The following is a 15,843-nucleotide window of genomic DNA, read 5'->3' as shown; positions in this document are numbered from 1 at the left end:
CGCAACCGCAGCCCGTCTTGATGAACACGGTAGCGGCGAAGAAGTTGCGCGGCTGCGCTGCGGCTTTGCGGCGACGAAACGCGCACCGCGCGCAGGTTCTCCGGATTTTCGGGGAAAACGGGAAGTTTACTTCGCGGGGAGACACCAATCGAGCTTACAGAATTTATTTTAGGACGAGACTCATTCTTGACGCAAGTAGTTTCTTGTGTAAGCGAAAATCGTCTACGGTAAAAGTTTTTCCGGGGCCGGAAATCGCGCGATTTTTGCTGTATTCCTCGGCCGCGAATCCCGCCGCGGCGGGCCTCCGCCGGACGGCTTGGCTCTTGACTATCCCGGCCGGGTGAGCATAATTCCTCCAACGGAATGGACATCGAACACAGGCGCGAGCCGCGCCATCCTTTCTTCGCCTCGGTCGAGCTCCTCGAATCGGCTCAGGAAACGCGTATAAACGCCCGAACCGGCGATTTAAGCCTCCATGGCTGCTATGTCGACACCATGAATCCATTCCCCGGCGGGGCGAACGTGCGTATCACGATCACCCACATGGACGCAAAGTTCACCGCCGTCGGCACGGTTGCCCATTCCAAACCGAACATCGGAATGGGAATATCATTCACACAGATCGAACCAGATCAAAAAGCGATCCTGATGAAGTGGCTCTCTCAAGTCCATGGCGACTGACGCGGGGATGACTAGTACTCACCCTCAGGATTGTAGAAAATCACGACGTTCCATGCCGACGGATTGTGCAAGCAATTTCCACAATTCTGCTATCTCCGTGCCTAATGCATGCGTTCATCGTGCATTTACACCAGCTAAATATATGATTACGAACAGGATACGGAAACAGTACTTTGGCGCGCCAAGTGCTAGTGTCTTGTCTAAGGGGGTGTTCATAACTATGAACATTTCAATTAAGAAGATGCTTTACCCTGTCTTCGGCTGCTGCCTCTTGCTTCTGGCGGCAGGCGCGGCGCAGGCGCAGAGCGCAGTGTGCCCCAACGTCGGATCTGACTCCGGTTTAGGGCCTCTGTATTGCGGAGCAGAAATCAATGTGACGTCGGCGAGCGGTGGAGTGGCCACAGCCTTCAGCGTTACACTGACCGGCAATCCGGCTTACGACGGCATCGAGGATACGTCCATCGGTGTTACAAACAACACTGGCGCAACGTTGAATTCGATGACGCTGACGAGCACGGGCATTGCCTTTGGCTTTGACGGCGATGGCATTTGCACGTACACGGGCGCTTCGTATTGTTCGGGCACGACGTACGGTTACGAAGGGCCAAACATGACGTTCGCCTTCAGCAGTGGCAACTTGGTCGTCACCTTCACGGGTGGCTTGGGCATCGGAGCGACCACTTACTTCTCGCTTGAAGGTCCTCCGAGCGGTTTGACAGGCCCGGGCGGCATTGGTGGAACTCCAGAGCCGTCAACGCTCGTCCTTCTTGGCACCGGCATTGTGGGATTCTTTCTGCTTCGCCGTAACAGCTAAGAAGTTTTTTACCCTCAGCTCTCTAGGACTGCAAAGGCAGCTCCGCTGAATGAAGCAGGGCGGCCTTTGCAGCCAGCAGAGCCAACCGAAAACCACCGGCAAGCATTTCCCCTTGGCTTTCTTCTTTCTTTTTTCTTCCTCGTAAGTTTCGCGGCTCATTTCAACTCCTGTTCTGTGCAGCTGCAGCCAAATTCGCACCGGCATGCTCAGTCGCAGTTTGCTGGTGCGCTAATGCTCGTTTGCGGGTTTTCTGTTAGCCTTTTCCTGCATGGAAGAAACCCGCGGTTTCATTTGAAGCCGGGTTTCCGTGGCTTGCATTCAGTATTGGTACGATTTCGTATTCGCGGGAGATTCTCTTGATGAGTGAAACCATCGGAATGATCGGCCTCGGCAACATGGGATTCCCCATTGCAGAAAATATTCAGCGCGCGGGACATTCGCTGAAGGTCTACAACCGCACCGCGTCCAAGTCTGCCGCGCTCGTTGCCAGCGGCGCGAAATCCGTTTCGACTCCGGCCGAAGTGGCATCGAAAGGCGGCATCGTTGTGACCATGGTTTCCGATGATGCTGCGCTGGAGGCTCTTTGCACTGGCTCCGACTCTTTCGTCTCCAGATTGGGCGCCGGCGGAGTCCACATCTCCATGAGTACGATTGCTCCGGCGACCGCGCGAATGCTCGCTCGGCAGCACGAAAGCATGGGCGTCGCGTACATTGCTGCGCCGGTTTTCGGGCGGCCGGAAGCAGCAGCGGCACGCCAGCTTGCCGTTTGCGTATCTGGCCCGGCCGCGGCGAGAAAGAGAGTCGCGCCGATTCTGTCTCCTCTCAGCCGGAGCGTTTTCGAGTTCGGTGAAGACCCTGGCGCAGCGAATGTGGTGAAATTGTCCGGAAATTTTCTGCTCGCCGCTCTGATTGAGGCGCTGGCGGAAGCGTTCACGCTGGCTGAAAAAAATGGGATAGATCGCACTCGCGCGTTCGAAATGCTGGTCCCGACGTTGTTTCCCTGCCCGGTTTACGAAAGCTATGGCAAGCGCATCGCTGAACATTCTTATGAGCCAGCGGGATTTCGCCTTGCGCTTGGCTTGAAGGACATCCATCTCGTTCTGCGAACTGCGGCGGAATCCCAAACGCCGATGCCGACGGCAAGCCTGCTGCGTGACCGCTGGCTCTCCGCGATGGCCAAGAAACGCGAGAATCTGGACTGGGCCGCCGCCGCGCTGGGAGCCTCGGAAGATGCAGGGATCGCAGCTGGCTCCTAGCTCGCGCCAGCATTTCTGAATGTCTGTCCGAAGCGAACTGGGATTCTGCGTGGACTAGTGTGAGGCGACTTCGCCAACAATGTCGTACTTCACTTCGCCGCCCTTTTCTTTCTCAATGAAGAGATGAGCCTTGTCGGTGCGGCACTGGACCATTTGGTCGGCTGAGAATTCGTGCTTCTTCGAGTGGTTCGTAACTTTGTAAACGACGGAACCGACTTGCACCTGATACACGACTTCATCTTTCGCCGCGTGCTTCGAACCTTTTTGAACTTGCCCCGTATCGAACGAAAGCACCTTGCCGGGCTGATAGACACGCGGGCCGGCCAGCGCGGGAATTGCTGACATCAACGAAAATAGGAAAATCGCAAAGGGCTTCATGGTTCCTTTTTAGGGCAGTGACGGCCCCAGGTCAACCGGCGTGAGGTTTTCGTCTGCAAAGAGTACACAGCACTGCAAGAGGTCCGTGGTTCGGGAAATACTTCAGGAATATTTCTGTTATCCTCTGCGGCGTGAGGCGCGCCCGAATCTTCGGAGCGGTTTGTTGCTTTGCTGTAGCGTGCGCGTTGGCTCACACCTCTAACGCGCAACAGCCAGCGCAGCAAAGTCAGCCACAACAAAATCCGACCCAGCAGGCCGTTACGCCGCCGCAAGCGAACGAATCCTTGCGGACCGTTGTGCTCGACGCAGCGCATGGCGGCACGGATTCCGGCGCGCGCGGTCCAGGCGGCGTGGCGGAAAAAGACATCGTTCTCGAACTCGCGCAGGCAATAGCAAGCTCGCTTCGTGCGCAGGGATTTCAAGTCGTGATGACGCGCGAAAGCGACGCGGATCCGGCATTCGATGATCGCGCACAAACAGCGAATGCGCAGACGGACGCCATTTTTATCAGCCTGCACGTGGGTTCTTCCGGGCCGCCAGGAAGTCTGCGGACGTACACGTATTTGTTTCCGTCGCCGAACGTGGGAGCGAGCGACGTACAAGGGAATGCAGCTCAAACCGCCGCGCAGATGAGCGCAGCCTCGGGATTTCTATTGTGGCGCGAAGCTCAGAAACCTTATCTGACGCAGAGCGGGAAGCTTGGCGATTTGATTCAAGTCGAGCTCGCGGACAAATTCAAGGGATCGCCGAATGTTTCGCGGGGCGCACCGGTATATCAATTGCGCTCCATCGCTGAACCGGCTGTAGCACTCGAAATTTCCAACATAGCTATGGATCGCGCAAAACTGGAAGCGTTGATTCCCGATCTGGCCAGCGGAATCACACGCGCTGTGATGGCGTACAAAACGATTTATCCACCGGGTGGAAAATGAGTATGCGGCGCATTACGCTGATTCTGATCGCGCTCGCAGCCGCTGTGCTGGTCGGATTGGTTTACTTTCGAACGCTGCACCAACGTGCGGCGCGTTTGCAACACACACAGGCCACGGAAGAGCAGGAGCGGCGCGAGGTGATTGCGCCGCCGATCTCGACGCCGACGGACGTAAAGTCGAACGCTCAGTTGTTTTGGGTTTCCACGACGCAGCCGGATCAGCTCGCGCCCGTGACTGTGCAATTGCCGCTATCGGCTGATCCCGTCGAACGCGCCAAGCAATTGATCGAGGAACTCATCGCAAATCCGCCGTCGCCCGCGCAACGAACTCTGCCCACGGGAGCGACACTCCTCAATTTTTACATTTTGCCGGACGGCACTGCTGTGGCGGATTTTTCCGATGAGATGGCGTCAGAAATGCCTTCGGGAATTCTGAGCGAATGGATGGCGGTCAGTTCGCTGGCACAAACGCTGGGCGCAAACGTACCATCGATCACGCGTCTGAAAATTCTCATCCATGGGCAAGGAGCGGAGACGCTCGCCGGACACATCGACCTATCGGGTTTTTTCGAAGTGCGTCCGGCCATTATGACTCCGGCTGCGCCTTCGAATCCTCCGAGTCCGGCTCCCTCCGTGAATCCGCCAGCGAAGTCTGGAGCGCCACAGAAGCCAAAAAGTTTGTTATGAAGCTGCGCAGCACGGTTGACACTGTGCAGGTTGAGTTTCAAACTGTAGCGTCGCGATGGAGTAAGACGACCTGAGTTCATGCCAGGAGGGATTTTTGCGACCCGACGGACGCGCAGCAAGCGAATTGCGGTCGATTAAACTGACGCCGGACTTCGTCTCGACGGCCGAAGGAAGCGTGTTGATTGAGGCGGGGCGCACGCGCGTCGTGGCCACGGCGACGATTGAAGACGGCGTGCCACAATTTTTGCGCGGCCAGGAAAAAGGCTGGGTGACCAGCGAATACGGAATGCTGCCGCGCGCGACAGATAAGCGCACTCCTCGGGAAGCCGCTCGCGGGAAACAATCGGGACGAACGCAAGAAATTCAGCGATTGATCGGGAGAGCTTTGCGCGCCGTGACCGACCTTGAGGCGCTGGGTGAGCGCACGGTATGGATCGACTGCGATGTGATTGAGGCCGACGGCGGGACGCGAACGACGTCCATTTCTGGCGCATTTGTGGCTCTGGCTCTGGCGTTCGAGCGCATGAAGGCGGCAGGAATTCTGCCGGTCATCCCGCTCGTGGATTCCGTGGCCGCTGTCAGCGTGGGAATCGTAAAAGATGAATTGCTTCTTGACCTCGCGTACGAAGAAGATTCGCGCGCCCAGGTGGACATGAACGTGGTGATGACCGGCACGGGCCGGCTTGTCGAAGTGCAGGCGACAGCGGAGGGCCGTCCTTTCACAGATGGCGAGATGCAGTCGTTATTGCGTCTCGCAACGGCAGGAATACGCGATCTGACAAAGGTGCAGCGCGACCTGCTGCACATGGATTTCCGTGCGCACGCCCGTTAAATTACTCCTCGCATCAACGAACGCCGGAAAGCTGAGCGAATACCGCACACTGGCTATAGGGCGTGACATCGTGGTGGATTTGCTCCCACAATTTCAGAACATTCCCGGTTTTCCTGAGGACGCCCCAACATTCGCCGAAAACGCAGCCGGAAAAGCGCTGCACTACAGCAAACATTTCCGTGGGGATAGGGATGGAATCGTCTTCGCGGATGATTCGGGGCTGGTTGTTCCGTCATTGGGTGGCGCGCCGGGCGTGCATTCGGCGCGCTACGCAGGACCAAACGCGACAGATTCGGAGCGTGTGGCGAAACTGCTCGGCGAATTGCGCGGAAAGGACGGTGATACGCGCCTGGCGCACTTTGTCTGTGTTGTCGCAGCCGCAAGAGAGGGTCGGATGCTCGCCATTTTTTCCGATCTGGCCGAGGGCACGATCACCGAAGAACCCCGAGGGCGCAATGGATTTGGATACGATCCGGTTTTTTACTCCGCCGAACGCGCCAAGACCTTCGCGGAATTGAATGAAACAGAAAAAAATGAAATAAGCCATCGCGGCAAAGCGCTTCGCAAGCTGATGGAGTATGTCATTTCTCCGGGCCGCTCGCACCTCGGCTAGCTCCGGGAAACCCTTGTTAGCCCCCGACCCGGAAGTCTCTGTATGTATCCGCCCGCACTGTCCGTGAATCTAAGTCTTGTTGTCCAAAGCGCCCCAAAGTAGGAAAATGAGCATCTAGCCCGGAGGCCCCTCTCATGGCTACTCCGAAGGTACAGCCCGAATCTATCTATCCCTTGCAGGGACGTCTGGGGAGTGCGCGACGGCAGACGGATATGCTTTTCCGGATTCTCCGTCCCGAGGCTCTTTACGACCGGCCAATCCCCGAACGCCACAGGCTCGTTTTTTATTTAGGCCACCTGGAGGCCTTCGATTGGAATTTGATCGCGCGTGGCGCTTTCGATCATCTGAGCTTCCATCCTGAGTACGACAAACTTTTCGCCTTCGGAATCGATCCCGTCGATGGCCAGCTCCCGCACGACGTTCCCAGCGACTGGCCAACAATTGAAGATGTAGCTGCATACAATCGCGAAGTGCGCAACCGAATCGACTCTGCGCTGAATGCCCCGGCGAATTCGTTGCCGAAGTTTGTCGCCGACGGAACGCTGCTGAACGTTGCCATCGAGCATCGGCTGATGCATGCGGAAACGCTGGCATATTTGCTGCACCAATTGCCGTATGACCGGAAAATCGCGCCCGAAGTGAGCAGTTCGACTGTCGCGGCGCGAACAGTCGAGCCGCACATGGCTGGTATTCCCTCTGGGAAGGCAACACTGGGACTGCGGCGCTCCAGTGGCGCGTTCGGCTGGGACAACGAATTCGAAGAACACGCGATCGATGTGAACGCGTTTCGCATTGGCGCGTATCCGGTAACGAATCGAGAGTTTCTGGCATTCCTCAGCGCGGGCGGGTACGACGACGCGCGGCTATGGAGCCGCGAAGCGTGGGCATGGAAATCCGAAGCGCGAATCTCGCATCCGCTTCTCTGGCAGCGCGACGGCGAAGAGTGGAAATATCGCGGGATGTTCGCGCAAGTGCCGCTGCCGTTCGATTGCCCTGCGTACGTAAGCCACGCGGAAGCCTCAGCCTATGCGCGATGGGAGGCCCAGTCCTTGCCGACGGAAGCGCAATGGCATCGCGCGGCCTATGGCACGCCCGCCGAAATCGAATGCATGTACCCGTGGGGTGATGTGGAGCCGAGCGCCAGTCGCGGAAATTTCAATTTTCAGCATTGGGATCCGACGCCGGTAAACGCGCATCCGGCGGGGCAAAGCGCGTTTGGTATTTACGACTTGCTGGGAAACGGATGGGAGTGGACTTCGACTCCGTTTGCGCCATTCCCTGGATTCGAACCGTTTTCGTTTTATCCCGGCTACTCTGCGAACTTTTTCGATGGCAAGCATTTCGTGATGAAGGGCGGATCGCAACGCACGGCCGCTTGCATGCTGCGGCGCTCCTTCCGCAATTGGTTCCAGCCGCATTATCCCTATGTGTACGCGAAATTCCGCACGGTGGAGGAGTAAGCCATGGCAACTGCCGCGAGAATCGCCACGCATGGCGTCACAGGGAAGCAGCTCGAAGATTTTGCCGCGGATGTGCACGCTGGATTGAGTAAGACAGGACAAAAAGAACTGCCGTCGAAGTATCTTTACGACGAAGTTGGTTCTGCGCTGTTCGAAGCGATTTGCTTGCTGCCGGAGTACGGCCTCTCGCGCGCGGGCGCTCGCTTGCTGAAGCGTCACGCGGAAGATGTCATCGACCGGCTGCCAGCGCCGGTGGCCGTCGCGGAATTGGGCAGTGGAAGCGGAACGAAAACGCGATGGATATTGGAGGCACTCTCGCGGCGACAGCCCGTCAATTACTATCCCATTGACATCTCGCGCACCGCGCTTTCGCGCTGCTGGCAGGAACTCGGCCGCATCGATTCCGTCAGCATCGTGGGATTCGAGCGCGCCTATTTGGATGGATTGCTCGATGTTGCTTCGCGGCGGAATTCGGGAGAGCGATTCCTCGTTCTGTTTCTGGGCAGCACGATCGGCAATTTCGATCGTCCCGCCGGCGAAGCTTTTTTGCGCGAAGTGCGGAACGTGCTGCATCCTTGCGATGCGTTGCTGCTGGCGACGGACCTTGAAAAATCCGTGAGTCAGTTATTGTTGGCTTATGATGATCCTGCAGGCGTCACCGCGGCGTTCAATCAGAATTTGCTGGCGCGCATCAATCGCGAACTCGGCGCCGATTTCGACCTGCGATTTTTCGAACATGAAGTACGCTACGACGAAGAAAATCGGCGAGTCGAAATGCATTTGCGTTCGGCGCGACGTCAAACAGCGCATATTACGGCCGCAAGATTGAATGTAAACTTTGCAGAAGGCGAAACCATCTGGACGGAAAGCTCGCATAAATATCGCTGTGACGAGGCCGCCAAGATGGGAGAACGCGCTGGCTTCCGCTGCGCCGCTCAGTGGGTCGACACGGAATGGCCGTTCGCACAGAGTTTGTTTCTCGCAGAGTAAGAGTTATAGAATCAGCAGAGGCTGAGCGCCGCGAAGCAGGACAAAAATGAGAATCGCACTTTGCTCGATGAGCTGCCGCGTTGCCATTTGCCTTCTGCTGCCGCTCTTGCCAATCTCGGCGGCGCCGCAGAATCCTTCGCAGCTTCCGAAGATTCGCGTGTCGGCGCGTCTCGTTCAGCTTGGTATTATTGTCCGCGATAAAAATCGCACGGTGGCCAATCTCACGAAAGACGATTTCACAGTTTTTGACCGCGGCAAACCACAGCCAATCAGCATTTTTTCCGCCGATGCCGCCGCTGCTACACAACAACCGCCACAACAGCCGCTGCCTCAGAACGTCTTCTCCGATGTTCCGCACTATGGAATTACCGCACCTCGCAGCATCACCATCGTACTGCTCGACAATCTGAACACGCTCTACGGTTCCTCGCCGGAAAGCCAGTACGAGAGCACGCCGTTTTGGATCGAAGACCATGCACTACAAAACGCCAAGTCACACTTAATCGAATTCATCAAGCAATTGCCGCCGCAGGACCGCATCGCGATTTACGGCCTCCACCATTCTCTTTATGTACTCTGCGATTTCACCAGCGACCGCGACCAGCTGCTCAATATTCTGAAAAACTACGATGCCAAGTCGATCACGAATCGTGAGATTGTTGAGCCCGGCCGCACGGCGATAAATCTTTCCGGCCACGACTCTACGGCCGAAAATTTTTTCCGCCAAGGCAGCGGATTCGATAACAGCGCCTCAATGCGGTTGGCGGCAGGAGCCAACGAAGAACGCGGTGCGGAAACGATGGCTGCGCTCCAACAAATTGCCTCCCATGTCGCCAATATTCCGGGGCGCAAGAATCTCGTTTGGCTGACGGCCAATCTTCCTTTTTCTGGCGCAGCAATGGCTCATGTGCTCGGTCCCGCAAATATTGCCGTTTATCCTGTGGATGCACGCGGTCTGCTTCCCGCGGGCTTTTCGGAGCAGGCTGAGATCGGCGGAAATGCGGATGCTGATGAAGTTTCCGGCGCTGCGGGCCACTATGACAATATGCCTGGGCAGTCGCAGCGGCCCATCGGCATTGCAACGATGGAGAAAGTCGCCGAAGATACCGGCGGTAAGGCGTTCGTCAACACCAACGATCTGACCGGCGCCATTCGCAAAGCCGTAGACGATTCCGCCGTCACCTATACTCTCGGCTTCTATATCGATCCCAGCGCGCTCGACGGGAAATTTCATAACATCAAGGTGGAAGTGAAAGGCCACGGCTTGACTGTGCGTTATCCGAGAGGCTACTTCGCCTTCCCGGACACCGAAGCCACGAAGAACGAAGACCAGGTACGGCTCGTCACAGCAGTGCGGAGCCCAATCGAATCTTCTTCGATTCCGCTGACCGCGCGTATCGATCGCACGGACCAGCCGCCTAATTCACTGAAGATTTTGTGTTCCATAGATGCGCATGATCTTCATCTTGCGCAAAGCGGCGGCGAGCGCAAAGGCACCGTTGAGGTCTACATCATCGAACAGGACCAGACCGGGAAAGTGATTTTTCAGTCCGGAAAGACATTCACCTTGCAATTCCCCGAGCAGCGATATCCTGCACTCTTGAAATCCGGCATTCTCTTTCATGAATACGTTCAGACTCAGGCCGGCGCAACAACAATGCGCATCCTTGTTGAAGACCCTGCCACAAGTGATGTCGGAACCGTGATTGTTCCGATGTCTGACGTCAAATGAGAGAACGCCATGGGCAAGGCTGGCGAAATATTTCTCAGGAGGAACGACTAAGAATTTCCGGTGATTGAAAATTTTCGCAGCGCGGTTCAGTATCCGAGCTTCACTCGGCGTTGAACAGAGTATGCCCACCGCATACACCATCGACAAGACTCGCCGGCTAGTGCTGAGTTCCGCATCCGGCGTGGTTACGAAAGCCGAACTTGTTACCCATCGCCGCGCGCTTACTAGAGATCCTGATTTCGACCCCAATTATTCGCAGATCATGGATTTCTCTGAGGTAACAGATGTGGACGTAGAAGCTTCCGACATTCGAGACTTGGCTATAGAACACGTTTTCTCAACGACCTCTCGTCGTGCAATCATCGCCAGGACATCTGCCGTATACGGACTTGCGCGCTTATTTGAGATCCACCGTGACATGCGCGGCGAGCGCGGCATACGTGTGTTTCGCGACCGCGAAGAGGCATTCGCCTGGGTGTCGGGCAAAGAAGAAAAGAACAGCGACTAGTCCGCTGCCAGCGGCTAACGCGCAGAAACTTCTAGGGCGCATCGCTGATTCTCGATTCCAGTGCTGTATTGATTTGGAAGTTGGGCGCCTATCCGCGCAGAAAAAAGAAGCCCGGACTCGTGGGGTGACGAGCCCGGGCGGGGGCATTGAGGGTGGGCCGGAAGATCGAATTCTCTGGCGCGAGTCCGAACTAGCAGCCCAGAACCCGCGCCATGATTAAAAACCTCAAGATTTCGCGATAAGCCAGCGTAGCAGCCAATCCATAAGCGCTCATCAGCAACGGAAGAAGTGTCGCAGATCGAAAATCGTCCGCGCCTTGATCCGCCGATTGTGTGTCTGTCGAAATATCGCGAAACTCACTCATATGAAAACTCTCGGCTTAGTGAATCAGAACCGTCGGCAGATCCTGTTCGACTGCCACGACCATGGACTTAAAGATATCGACGTCCCAGTTGTCGGCGATGCGCAAACGGAGCGAATCATTCGTTTCGCTCACCAGGCGGCCACGAAGCGGCACGCGGAGGTTACCTGCCACGACTCTCAGAACCACTGGCTGCCCCATCCAGACTGTGTATCCGCCTTCCATACTTGCCCTCCTGGACTGCGTTTTGTGTCCGACACACGCATTCTGAAGTTTGGGCGCGGCGCGCGATATGGTACGCTGGGCCACTTTAGCTGGGAGCAAAGTACTAGTAGCATGCAGAGATGGGGCGTCGGCCGCACACGGAGACAGCGACTATATCTATGTGTTTTAGAATGCGTCAGTTACAGTAGCTCTGCTGTGAGGTCCAAGCAGTCTATGTGTTCTGTTGGAGGATAATGCGGTTCAAATGCTGATTCCCTGGCAAGGCTTGGTTCATCGCCTATACGACGTCAAAGGCCTGATCGAATGGGGCGGCACACTCTTGGTGTGCGGAGTCATTTTTGTGGAAACGGGGCTGTTTTTCGGCTTTTTCCTGCCGGGCGATTCCCTCCTGGTGACTGCCGGCGTATTTGCCGCAGCAGGCCAACTGCGGCTTGTTTGGCTACTGCTCCCGGTATCCATGTGTGCGATTGCGGGCGACCAGCTCGGCTATTTCATTGGCCGCCAGGCGGGCGGGAGCCTATACAACAGGCCGGATTCGCGCTTCTTCAAGAAAAAGCATCTTGAGGAAGCACATGCCTTTTATGAAAAGTATGGCGGCATGACCGTCATCCTCGCGCGCTTCGTGCCCATTATCCGCACGTTTTGCCCTCCGGTGACCGGCGCTGCGAAAATGAACTATGCGCGATATCTCACGTACGACATCTTCGGTGGCCTTCTGTGGGTTTGCAGCATGGTGCTGCTGGGCTACACGCTGGGAGCCACTATTCCTCACATCGACAGGCAAATCCATTGGGTCATCGCCGCAGTGATTTTCCTCTCGTTGCTGCCCGCAATTATTTCTGCGTGGAAAGTGCGCGCTCAGAAGCGGGCGGGCTAGCGCGCAGAAAAAACCTTCCCAAAAATGCAAATCGGGGAATCTTGCGATTCCCCGATTCGGCGTTTCCTGAAGCCCAGTCGGCGTCGCTTGGGCGCCTGGAGGGCACGCACCGCAAGAGCGGTGTGAATGTATCAGGAGTCTTGGCCCGGTGGAGTCACACTTTCGTCCATCCGTGCTCCAAGTGATTCATGTTCCAAGTCCCTAATACGCCGATGCGCGCAAGAACGCAAGAGAGAAAATAAGGAGAATCTCACAGATGCGGAATCCTGCAGCGGTTCAGCAACTTACTTGATAAACAGGCCTTCGCGGAGCTGGTCGCGGCCCACAAAGGTCTTGGCCGAACGGAAGCGGCCAAACAAATTCAAAATCTCGCGATTCTGAAATGCACGCTCCGTCGCCTTAGCCGGTCCAATGGGAATCACTTCGATCGTTTGGTTATCTACGATGCGGTAGCGATACATTCGCTCCGCAGGTTTGCTGTGAAAAATGCCGAGGACCGCGCCACCGGGACGCACGATTTCGTAGAGCCGATTGGCGATGCTCGGAAGCAAGTCTGCATCGAGATGATCGAAAAGATCCCAGACAAGCACAGCATTGAATTCTTCATCGGCATATTGCAGCGAATTTTGCAGGAACTGCTGCGCAATCTCTTCGGCAGTCAGCGGTTCATTGAAATCGCTCGGTGGGAGATTGCGCTGCTTTTCCTCCTCGATGGCACGAAATTGCGCCCAGGACCGCTGCAGATCATCGGTCGTCACGCGAAAGCCTCGTTCGATGAAAAAACTGAGTGTGGCCTGGGACACTGCACCGAGATCGAGAAGCCGTCCATTTTCAACATCGCTGATGAGCCATAGGAAATCTTTAAGCCCGTTGGAGAGGCGAAGGTTTTCATTGCCGTTCGTGTGAGTTGACGCCGAAAGTGAATCGTATTTCTTCACGCGCAACGGCGCCGCGGCACTGCTTCCCAGACGCGGTTTGCTCATCCAGTTCATGGCTTTGTATGCGCTGCGATTGGCTCAGCGGAATTCGCCGGAGAAGCGCTTACTGACGAAGGCGTTTGTACGGGTGCGGCGGAAGAAAACGGAGCCGCAGCGGGCGCTGGCGATGTTATAGCCGGTGTCGAGGCGTTCGCCGCAGGCGCGTTTCGTTTGCTCTGATGTTCGCGCGCGTCTGCCGTGGGACCCATTTCCACGCGGCCTTTGAATTTCGCCCCATCTTCAATAGCGATGCGCGGAGCTTCGAGGTCGCCTTTCACACGGCTAGACGAACCGAGCGCGATGCGCTCGCGGCCACGAACATTGCCTTCCACGGATCCGCGAACTGTCACTTCACGGGCCTCAATGCTGGCCTTGACGCGTCCACTTTGCCCAATCGTCAGCCGCGATTCAACCAGGCGAATACTGCCCTCGACTTCGCCATCGATAACCAGATCCGCTTTGCCGGAAAGTTCGCCTTTGATGCGAATTCCATTTGTGAGAACGGCGGCATCAGGCGACGCCGAAGGAGCGGATGAAAAAGACGAAGGCGAGGAGGAAGCAGGCCCGCTTGCAGCCGTGGCAGGCGCTGAAGAACGCACTGGCGATTCCACTGCCGGCGCGTATGAGGGAGAATTCTGAGCTCCGGGCGCAACTGCTGGAGACGGCTTCACTTCTGGTTGTTTCCGCCACATGGAAACCTCCATTGTGGATGAGTTATCGCGACCGCCCCAGGCCCGGGTGCCAGGCAATCGTCTGCGGTGCAGGAACTATAGTACAGAGCCGCAAGTCTGTAAACAAAATGACAAGGAAAAATGTTCGCAGAAAGGAAATAGAGCCAATAGCATGGCCGGCTTCGAATTTGTCCCGCCGGTGTGCACTTCCCACATGGCAACAATCATCCCCACGGTTTCGTGAAAGAAAATCTTGAGCCCGCCGCGCGTCCTCCACCACGACTCAGGATCGTAGTTAGCGTCCGGAGCGGACTCGATGAGAACTGCAACGGTCGCCGGAAATACATGTCTGGCAAGATACCGCGTCCGCCGCGTGTGATAATTCGAAGTAACAATCATGATGCGCTTCCATCCGTGTTGTTGAACGAATTGCCGAATATCTTTCAACTCCTCGAGCGTGTCAGGGGCTTGGTGGGCAAACGGCAAGATCGCTTCCTTCGGCACGCCTCGTGTTTCCAGGTCGTGTTGCATCAATTCCGCAATGCTTGCGTAGGGCCGCAGCCAGCGCCCGCTGGCGAGAATGCGTGGCGCCCAGCCCGCGTGATAAAGCTCCGCGGCGCGAGCCGCGCGATCGGCCGTGAAATCATCATCGCTGAGTATCACGATGGCATCGCAATTCGCCGGCGCATCAGATACAACCCAATAGCCTCCGGCGAGCCGCAAGAGGGGTGCGCGCACAAGATAAATGAGGAAACAAAACACGATGAGAATGGCGAGGACGAGCAGTTTGGCAATCACTCCGCCGCGTTCTGCACGCGAAGTGCCTCCGCCGGTGAATTCCCGCACCATCAGCCCAGATCAACCTGCCGAAGCAGCTCGGCGGCCTGTTCGGGCAAAAGGCTGTTGAAATAGACTTCCTTTAGGATGTACGACTTCTCGCTGGTCGGTACGACCGGCATAATTTCGATATGCCAGTGGTAGTCTCCGGACAGGTTCTGCCAATATTCGCTCAATTCGCCCTTCGTCTGCAGGACGTTTGGCGACGTGTGCAAAACCAAATGATAGCCCTGAGAAAGAGCGCGCAAGCGGCGAATCGTTCGTCCGAATAGCGCACCGAGTGCGCGAAAATCTTCGCCTGGCTTTTCGAATTCGTGGCTGTGGCGGCGTGGAAAAATCCACGTCTCAAAGGGAACGCGGGAAGCATAGGGACAAAATGCAATGTACCCCGCTTGCGAATCCACCACGCGTTTGCCCTGCTTCTCTTCCTGGCGAAGAATGTCGCAGAAAACGCATCGGTCACGCTCGTGAAACCAATCGCGCGCCGCGCGCAATTCATAGAGGACTCGGCGCGGGACAAACGTAGTCGCAGTTACCTGAGAATGCGCATGCAACCATTCCTGGCCGGAATTTGCGCCGCGGTCCTTGAACACAGTAACGTATTTGAACCTCGGGTCGCGCTTCAAGTCAGCAATGCGATTGGCGTAGGTCTCAAGAACCAACGCAATTTGCTCATCCGGCTCATCGGCAAGATCGTTCACGTGGTTCGTGGTGTCCACGATAATTTCGTGGGCTCCGAGGCCACTCATCCGGTCATAAATGCCCTCGGCTGTCCGCCCGGGCTCTCCTTCGATGCGATAAAGCGGCCGAAAATGGGGCATCACTCGGACACGCCAGGGACCATGCGAGGGCAGTTGCAGAATCGTCGGCGTATCGCCTTCATTGCCAGGACACAGCGGACAGGGATCTCGCGGCAATTCCATGTGTCCGGCATGCCCGATTACAACCCAGCTTCTTGTGATTGGATCTTTTCTAAGTTCCATCGCGCCTTGTTCTAAACCTGCGAGGCAATC

At 56.5% G+C, this 15,843-nt stretch carries 19 protein-coding genes; 12 read left to right on the top strand and 7 right to left on the bottom strand.

The features are described 5' to 3' along the window. The first annotated feature begins 363 nt into the window (after positions 1 to 363). The 3 genes from VGR81_12875 (at position 364) to VGR81_12865 (ending at position 2,751) form a co-directional block, all read left to right on the top strand. Positions 364 to 681: a PilZ domain-containing protein gene (locus VGR81_12875; GenBank protein HEV2289832.1), complete on the top strand. Its 318-nt coding sequence runs from the start codon at positions 364 to 366 to the stop codon at positions 679 to 681. Between the two features lie 220 nt (positions 682 to 901). After that, positions 902 to 1,495, top strand: a complete 594-nt coding sequence (locus tag VGR81_12870) for a PEP-CTERM sorting domain-containing protein (GenBank protein ID HEV2289831.1) — start codon at positions 902 to 904, stop codon at positions 1,493 to 1,495. A gap of 359 nt (positions 1,496 to 1,854) precedes the next feature. Beyond that, positions 1,855 to 2,751 (top strand): NAD(P)-dependent oxidoreductase, encoded by an 897-nt coding sequence (locus tag VGR81_12865; protein ID HEV2289830.1) that lies wholly within the window; start codon positions 1,855 to 1,857, stop codon positions 2,749 to 2,751. A 54-nt stretch (positions 2,752 to 2,805) separates the two neighbouring features. Here the strand turns inward: VGR81_12865 and VGR81_12860 are convergent, their stop codons facing one another. Further along, entirely contained in the window at positions 2,806 to 3,129 is a 324-nt protein-coding gene (locus VGR81_12860) for a hypothetical protein (GenBank protein ID HEV2289829.1), read from the bottom strand. A 185-nt stretch (positions 3,130 to 3,314) separates the two neighbouring features. Between VGR81_12860 and VGR81_12855 the strand changes: the two genes are divergently transcribed. The 8 genes from VGR81_12855 (at position 3,315) to VGR81_12820 (ending at position 10,882) form a co-directional block, all read left to right on the top strand. Then, the gene (locus VGR81_12855; protein HEV2289828.1) at positions 3,315 to 4,061 is read left to right on the top strand and encodes an N-acetylmuramoyl-L-alanine amidase; all 747 of its coding nucleotides are present in this window, start codon (positions 3,315 to 3,317) and stop codon (positions 4,059 to 4,061) included. Between the two features lie 2 nt (positions 4,062 to 4,063). Then, positions 4,064 to 4,747: a GerMN domain-containing protein gene (locus tag VGR81_12850; protein ID HEV2289827.1), complete on the top strand. Its 684-nt coding sequence runs from the start codon at positions 4,064 to 4,066 to the stop codon at positions 4,745 to 4,747. Positions 4,748 to 4,841: 94 nt separating this feature from the next. Then, the gene (gene rph / locus VGR81_12845) at positions 4,842 to 5,579 is read left to right on the top strand and encodes a ribonuclease PH (GenBank protein HEV2289826.1); all 738 of its coding nucleotides are present in this window, start codon (positions 4,842 to 4,844) and stop codon (positions 5,577 to 5,579) included. Further along, positions 5,563 to 6,192, top strand: coding sequence for an RdgB/HAM1 family non-canonical purine NTP pyrophosphatase (gene rdgB, locus VGR81_12840; GenBank protein ID HEV2289825.1), 630 nt, complete (start codon positions 5,563 to 5,565; stop codon positions 6,190 to 6,192). Before rph ends, rdgB begins: the two co-directional genes overlap by 17 nt. A 134-nt stretch (positions 6,193 to 6,326) precedes the next feature. Beyond that, positions 6,327 to 7,652, top strand: a complete 1,326-nt coding sequence (locus VGR81_12835) for an SUMF1/EgtB/PvdO family nonheme iron enzyme (GenBank protein ID HEV2289824.1) — start codon at positions 6,327 to 6,329, stop codon at positions 7,650 to 7,652. 3 nt (positions 7,653 to 7,655) lie between these two features. Continuing rightward, positions 7,656 to 8,642, top strand: coding sequence for an L-histidine N(alpha)-methyltransferase (egtD, locus tag VGR81_12830; GenBank protein ID HEV2289823.1), 987 nt, complete (start codon positions 7,656 to 7,658; stop codon positions 8,640 to 8,642). 46 nt (positions 8,643 to 8,688) lie between these two features. After that, entirely contained in the window at positions 8,689 to 10,374 is a 1,686-nt protein-coding gene (locus VGR81_12825; protein HEV2289822.1) for a VWA domain-containing protein, read from the top strand. A 121-nt stretch (positions 10,375 to 10,495) separates the two neighbouring features. Then, entirely contained in the window at positions 10,496 to 10,882 is a 387-nt protein-coding gene (locus VGR81_12820; protein HEV2289821.1) for a hypothetical protein, read from the top strand. Between the two features lie 190 nt (positions 10,883 to 11,072). Here VGR81_12820 and VGR81_12815 read toward each other — a convergent pair whose 3' ends face one another. Further along, positions 11,073 to 11,246 (bottom strand): hypothetical protein, encoded by a 174-nt coding sequence (locus tag VGR81_12815; protein HEV2289820.1) that lies wholly within the window; start codon positions 11,244 to 11,246, stop codon positions 11,073 to 11,075. 15 nt (positions 11,247 to 11,261) lie between these two features. After that, positions 11,262 to 11,468 (bottom strand): hypothetical protein, encoded by a 207-nt coding sequence (locus VGR81_12810; protein HEV2289819.1) that lies wholly within the window; start codon positions 11,466 to 11,468, stop codon positions 11,262 to 11,264. A 244-nt stretch (positions 11,469 to 11,712) separates the two neighbouring features. Here VGR81_12810 and VGR81_12805 point away from each other — a divergent pair, with 244 nt between their 5' ends. Continuing rightward, positions 11,713 to 12,345, top strand: coding sequence for a VTT domain-containing protein (locus tag VGR81_12805; GenBank protein ID HEV2289818.1), 633 nt, complete (start codon positions 11,713 to 11,715; stop codon positions 12,343 to 12,345). A gap of 284 nt (positions 12,346 to 12,629) precedes the next feature. On the opposite strand, the gene VGR81_12800 is transcribed toward VGR81_12805, so the two are convergent. The 4 genes from VGR81_12800 to VGR81_12785 form a co-directional block, all read right to left on the bottom strand. After that, positions 12,630 to 13,328: a class I SAM-dependent methyltransferase gene (locus VGR81_12800; protein ID HEV2289817.1), complete on the bottom strand. Its 699-nt coding sequence runs from the start codon at positions 13,326 to 13,328 to the stop codon at positions 12,630 to 12,632. Between the two features lie 5 nt (positions 13,329 to 13,333). Further along, positions 13,334 to 14,014, bottom strand: a complete 681-nt coding sequence (locus VGR81_12795) for a polymer-forming cytoskeletal protein (GenBank protein HEV2289816.1) — start codon at positions 14,012 to 14,014, stop codon at positions 13,334 to 13,336. Between the two features lie 75 nt (positions 14,015 to 14,089). Then, positions 14,090 to 14,842, bottom strand: a complete 753-nt coding sequence (locus VGR81_12790) for a YdcF family protein (GenBank protein HEV2289815.1) — start codon at positions 14,840 to 14,842, stop codon at positions 14,090 to 14,092. Beyond that, positions 14,842 to 15,813 carry a hypothetical protein gene (locus VGR81_12785; protein HEV2289814.1) on the bottom strand — a complete coding sequence of 324 codons (972 nt, stop codon included), beginning with the start codon at positions 15,811 to 15,813 and terminating at the stop codon, positions 14,842 to 14,844. The genes VGR81_12790 and VGR81_12785 overlap by 1 nt, the downstream gene beginning before the upstream one ends. Positions 15,814 to 15,843: the final 30 nt, after the last annotated feature.

The sequence above is a fragment of the Candidatus Acidiferrales bacterium genome, from assembly GCA_035934015.1.
GTDB lineage: Bacteria > Acidobacteriota > Terriglobia > Acidiferrales > UBA7541 > DAHUXN01.
This window is presented reverse-complemented; position numbering and strand designations above follow the sequence as displayed.

Coding starts and splice junctions, on each gene's coding strand:
- VGR81_12875 (HEV2289832.1), top strand. CDS start 364: ATGGACATCGAACACAGGCGCGAGCCGCGCCATCCTTTCTTCGCCTCG.
- VGR81_12870 (HEV2289831.1), top strand. CDS start 902: ATGAACATTTCAATTAAGAAGATGCTTTACCCTGTCTTCGGCTGCTGC.
- VGR81_12865 (HEV2289830.1), top strand. CDS start 1,855: ATGAGTGAAACCATCGGAATGATCGGCCTCGGCAACATGGGATTCCCC.
- VGR81_12860 (HEV2289829.1), bottom strand. CDS start 3,129: ATGAAGCCCTTTGCGATTTTCCTATTTTCGTTGATGTCAGCAATTCCC.
- VGR81_12850 (HEV2289827.1), top strand. CDS start 4,064: ATGCGGCGCATTACGCTGATTCTGATCGCGCTCGCAGCCGCTGTGCTG.
- VGR81_12835 (HEV2289824.1), top strand. CDS start 6,327: ATGGCTACTCCGAAGGTACAGCCCGAATCTATCTATCCCTTGCAGGGA.
- egtD (HEV2289823.1), top strand. CDS start 7,656: ATGGCAACTGCCGCGAGAATCGCCACGCATGGCGTCACAGGGAAGCAG.
- VGR81_12825 (HEV2289822.1), top strand. CDS start 8,689: ATGAGAATCGCACTTTGCTCGATGAGCTGCCGCGTTGCCATTTGCCTT.
- VGR81_12820 (HEV2289821.1), top strand. CDS start 10,496: ATGCCCACCGCATACACCATCGACAAGACTCGCCGGCTAGTGCTGAGT.
- VGR81_12815 (HEV2289820.1), bottom strand. CDS start 11,246: ATGAGTGAGTTTCGCGATATTTCGACAGACACACAATCGGCGGATCAA.
- VGR81_12810 (HEV2289819.1), bottom strand. CDS start 11,468: ATGGAAGGCGGATACACAGTCTGGATGGGGCAGCCAGTGGTTCTGAGA.
- VGR81_12805 (HEV2289818.1), top strand. CDS start 11,713: ATGCTGATTCCCTGGCAAGGCTTGGTTCATCGCCTATACGACGTCAAA.
- VGR81_12800 (HEV2289817.1), bottom strand. CDS start 13,328: ATGAGCAAACCGCGTCTGGGAAGCAGTGCCGCGGCGCCGTTGCGCGTG.
- VGR81_12795 (HEV2289816.1), bottom strand. CDS start 14,014: ATGTGGCGGAAACAACCAGAAGTGAAGCCGTCTCCAGCAGTTGCGCCC.
- VGR81_12790 (HEV2289815.1), bottom strand. CDS start 14,842: ATGGTGCGGGAATTCACCGGCGGAGGCACTTCGCGTGCAGAACGCGGC.
- VGR81_12785 (HEV2289814.1), bottom strand. CDS start 15,813: ATGGAACTTAGAAAAGATCCAATCACAAGAAGCTGGGTTGTAATCGGG.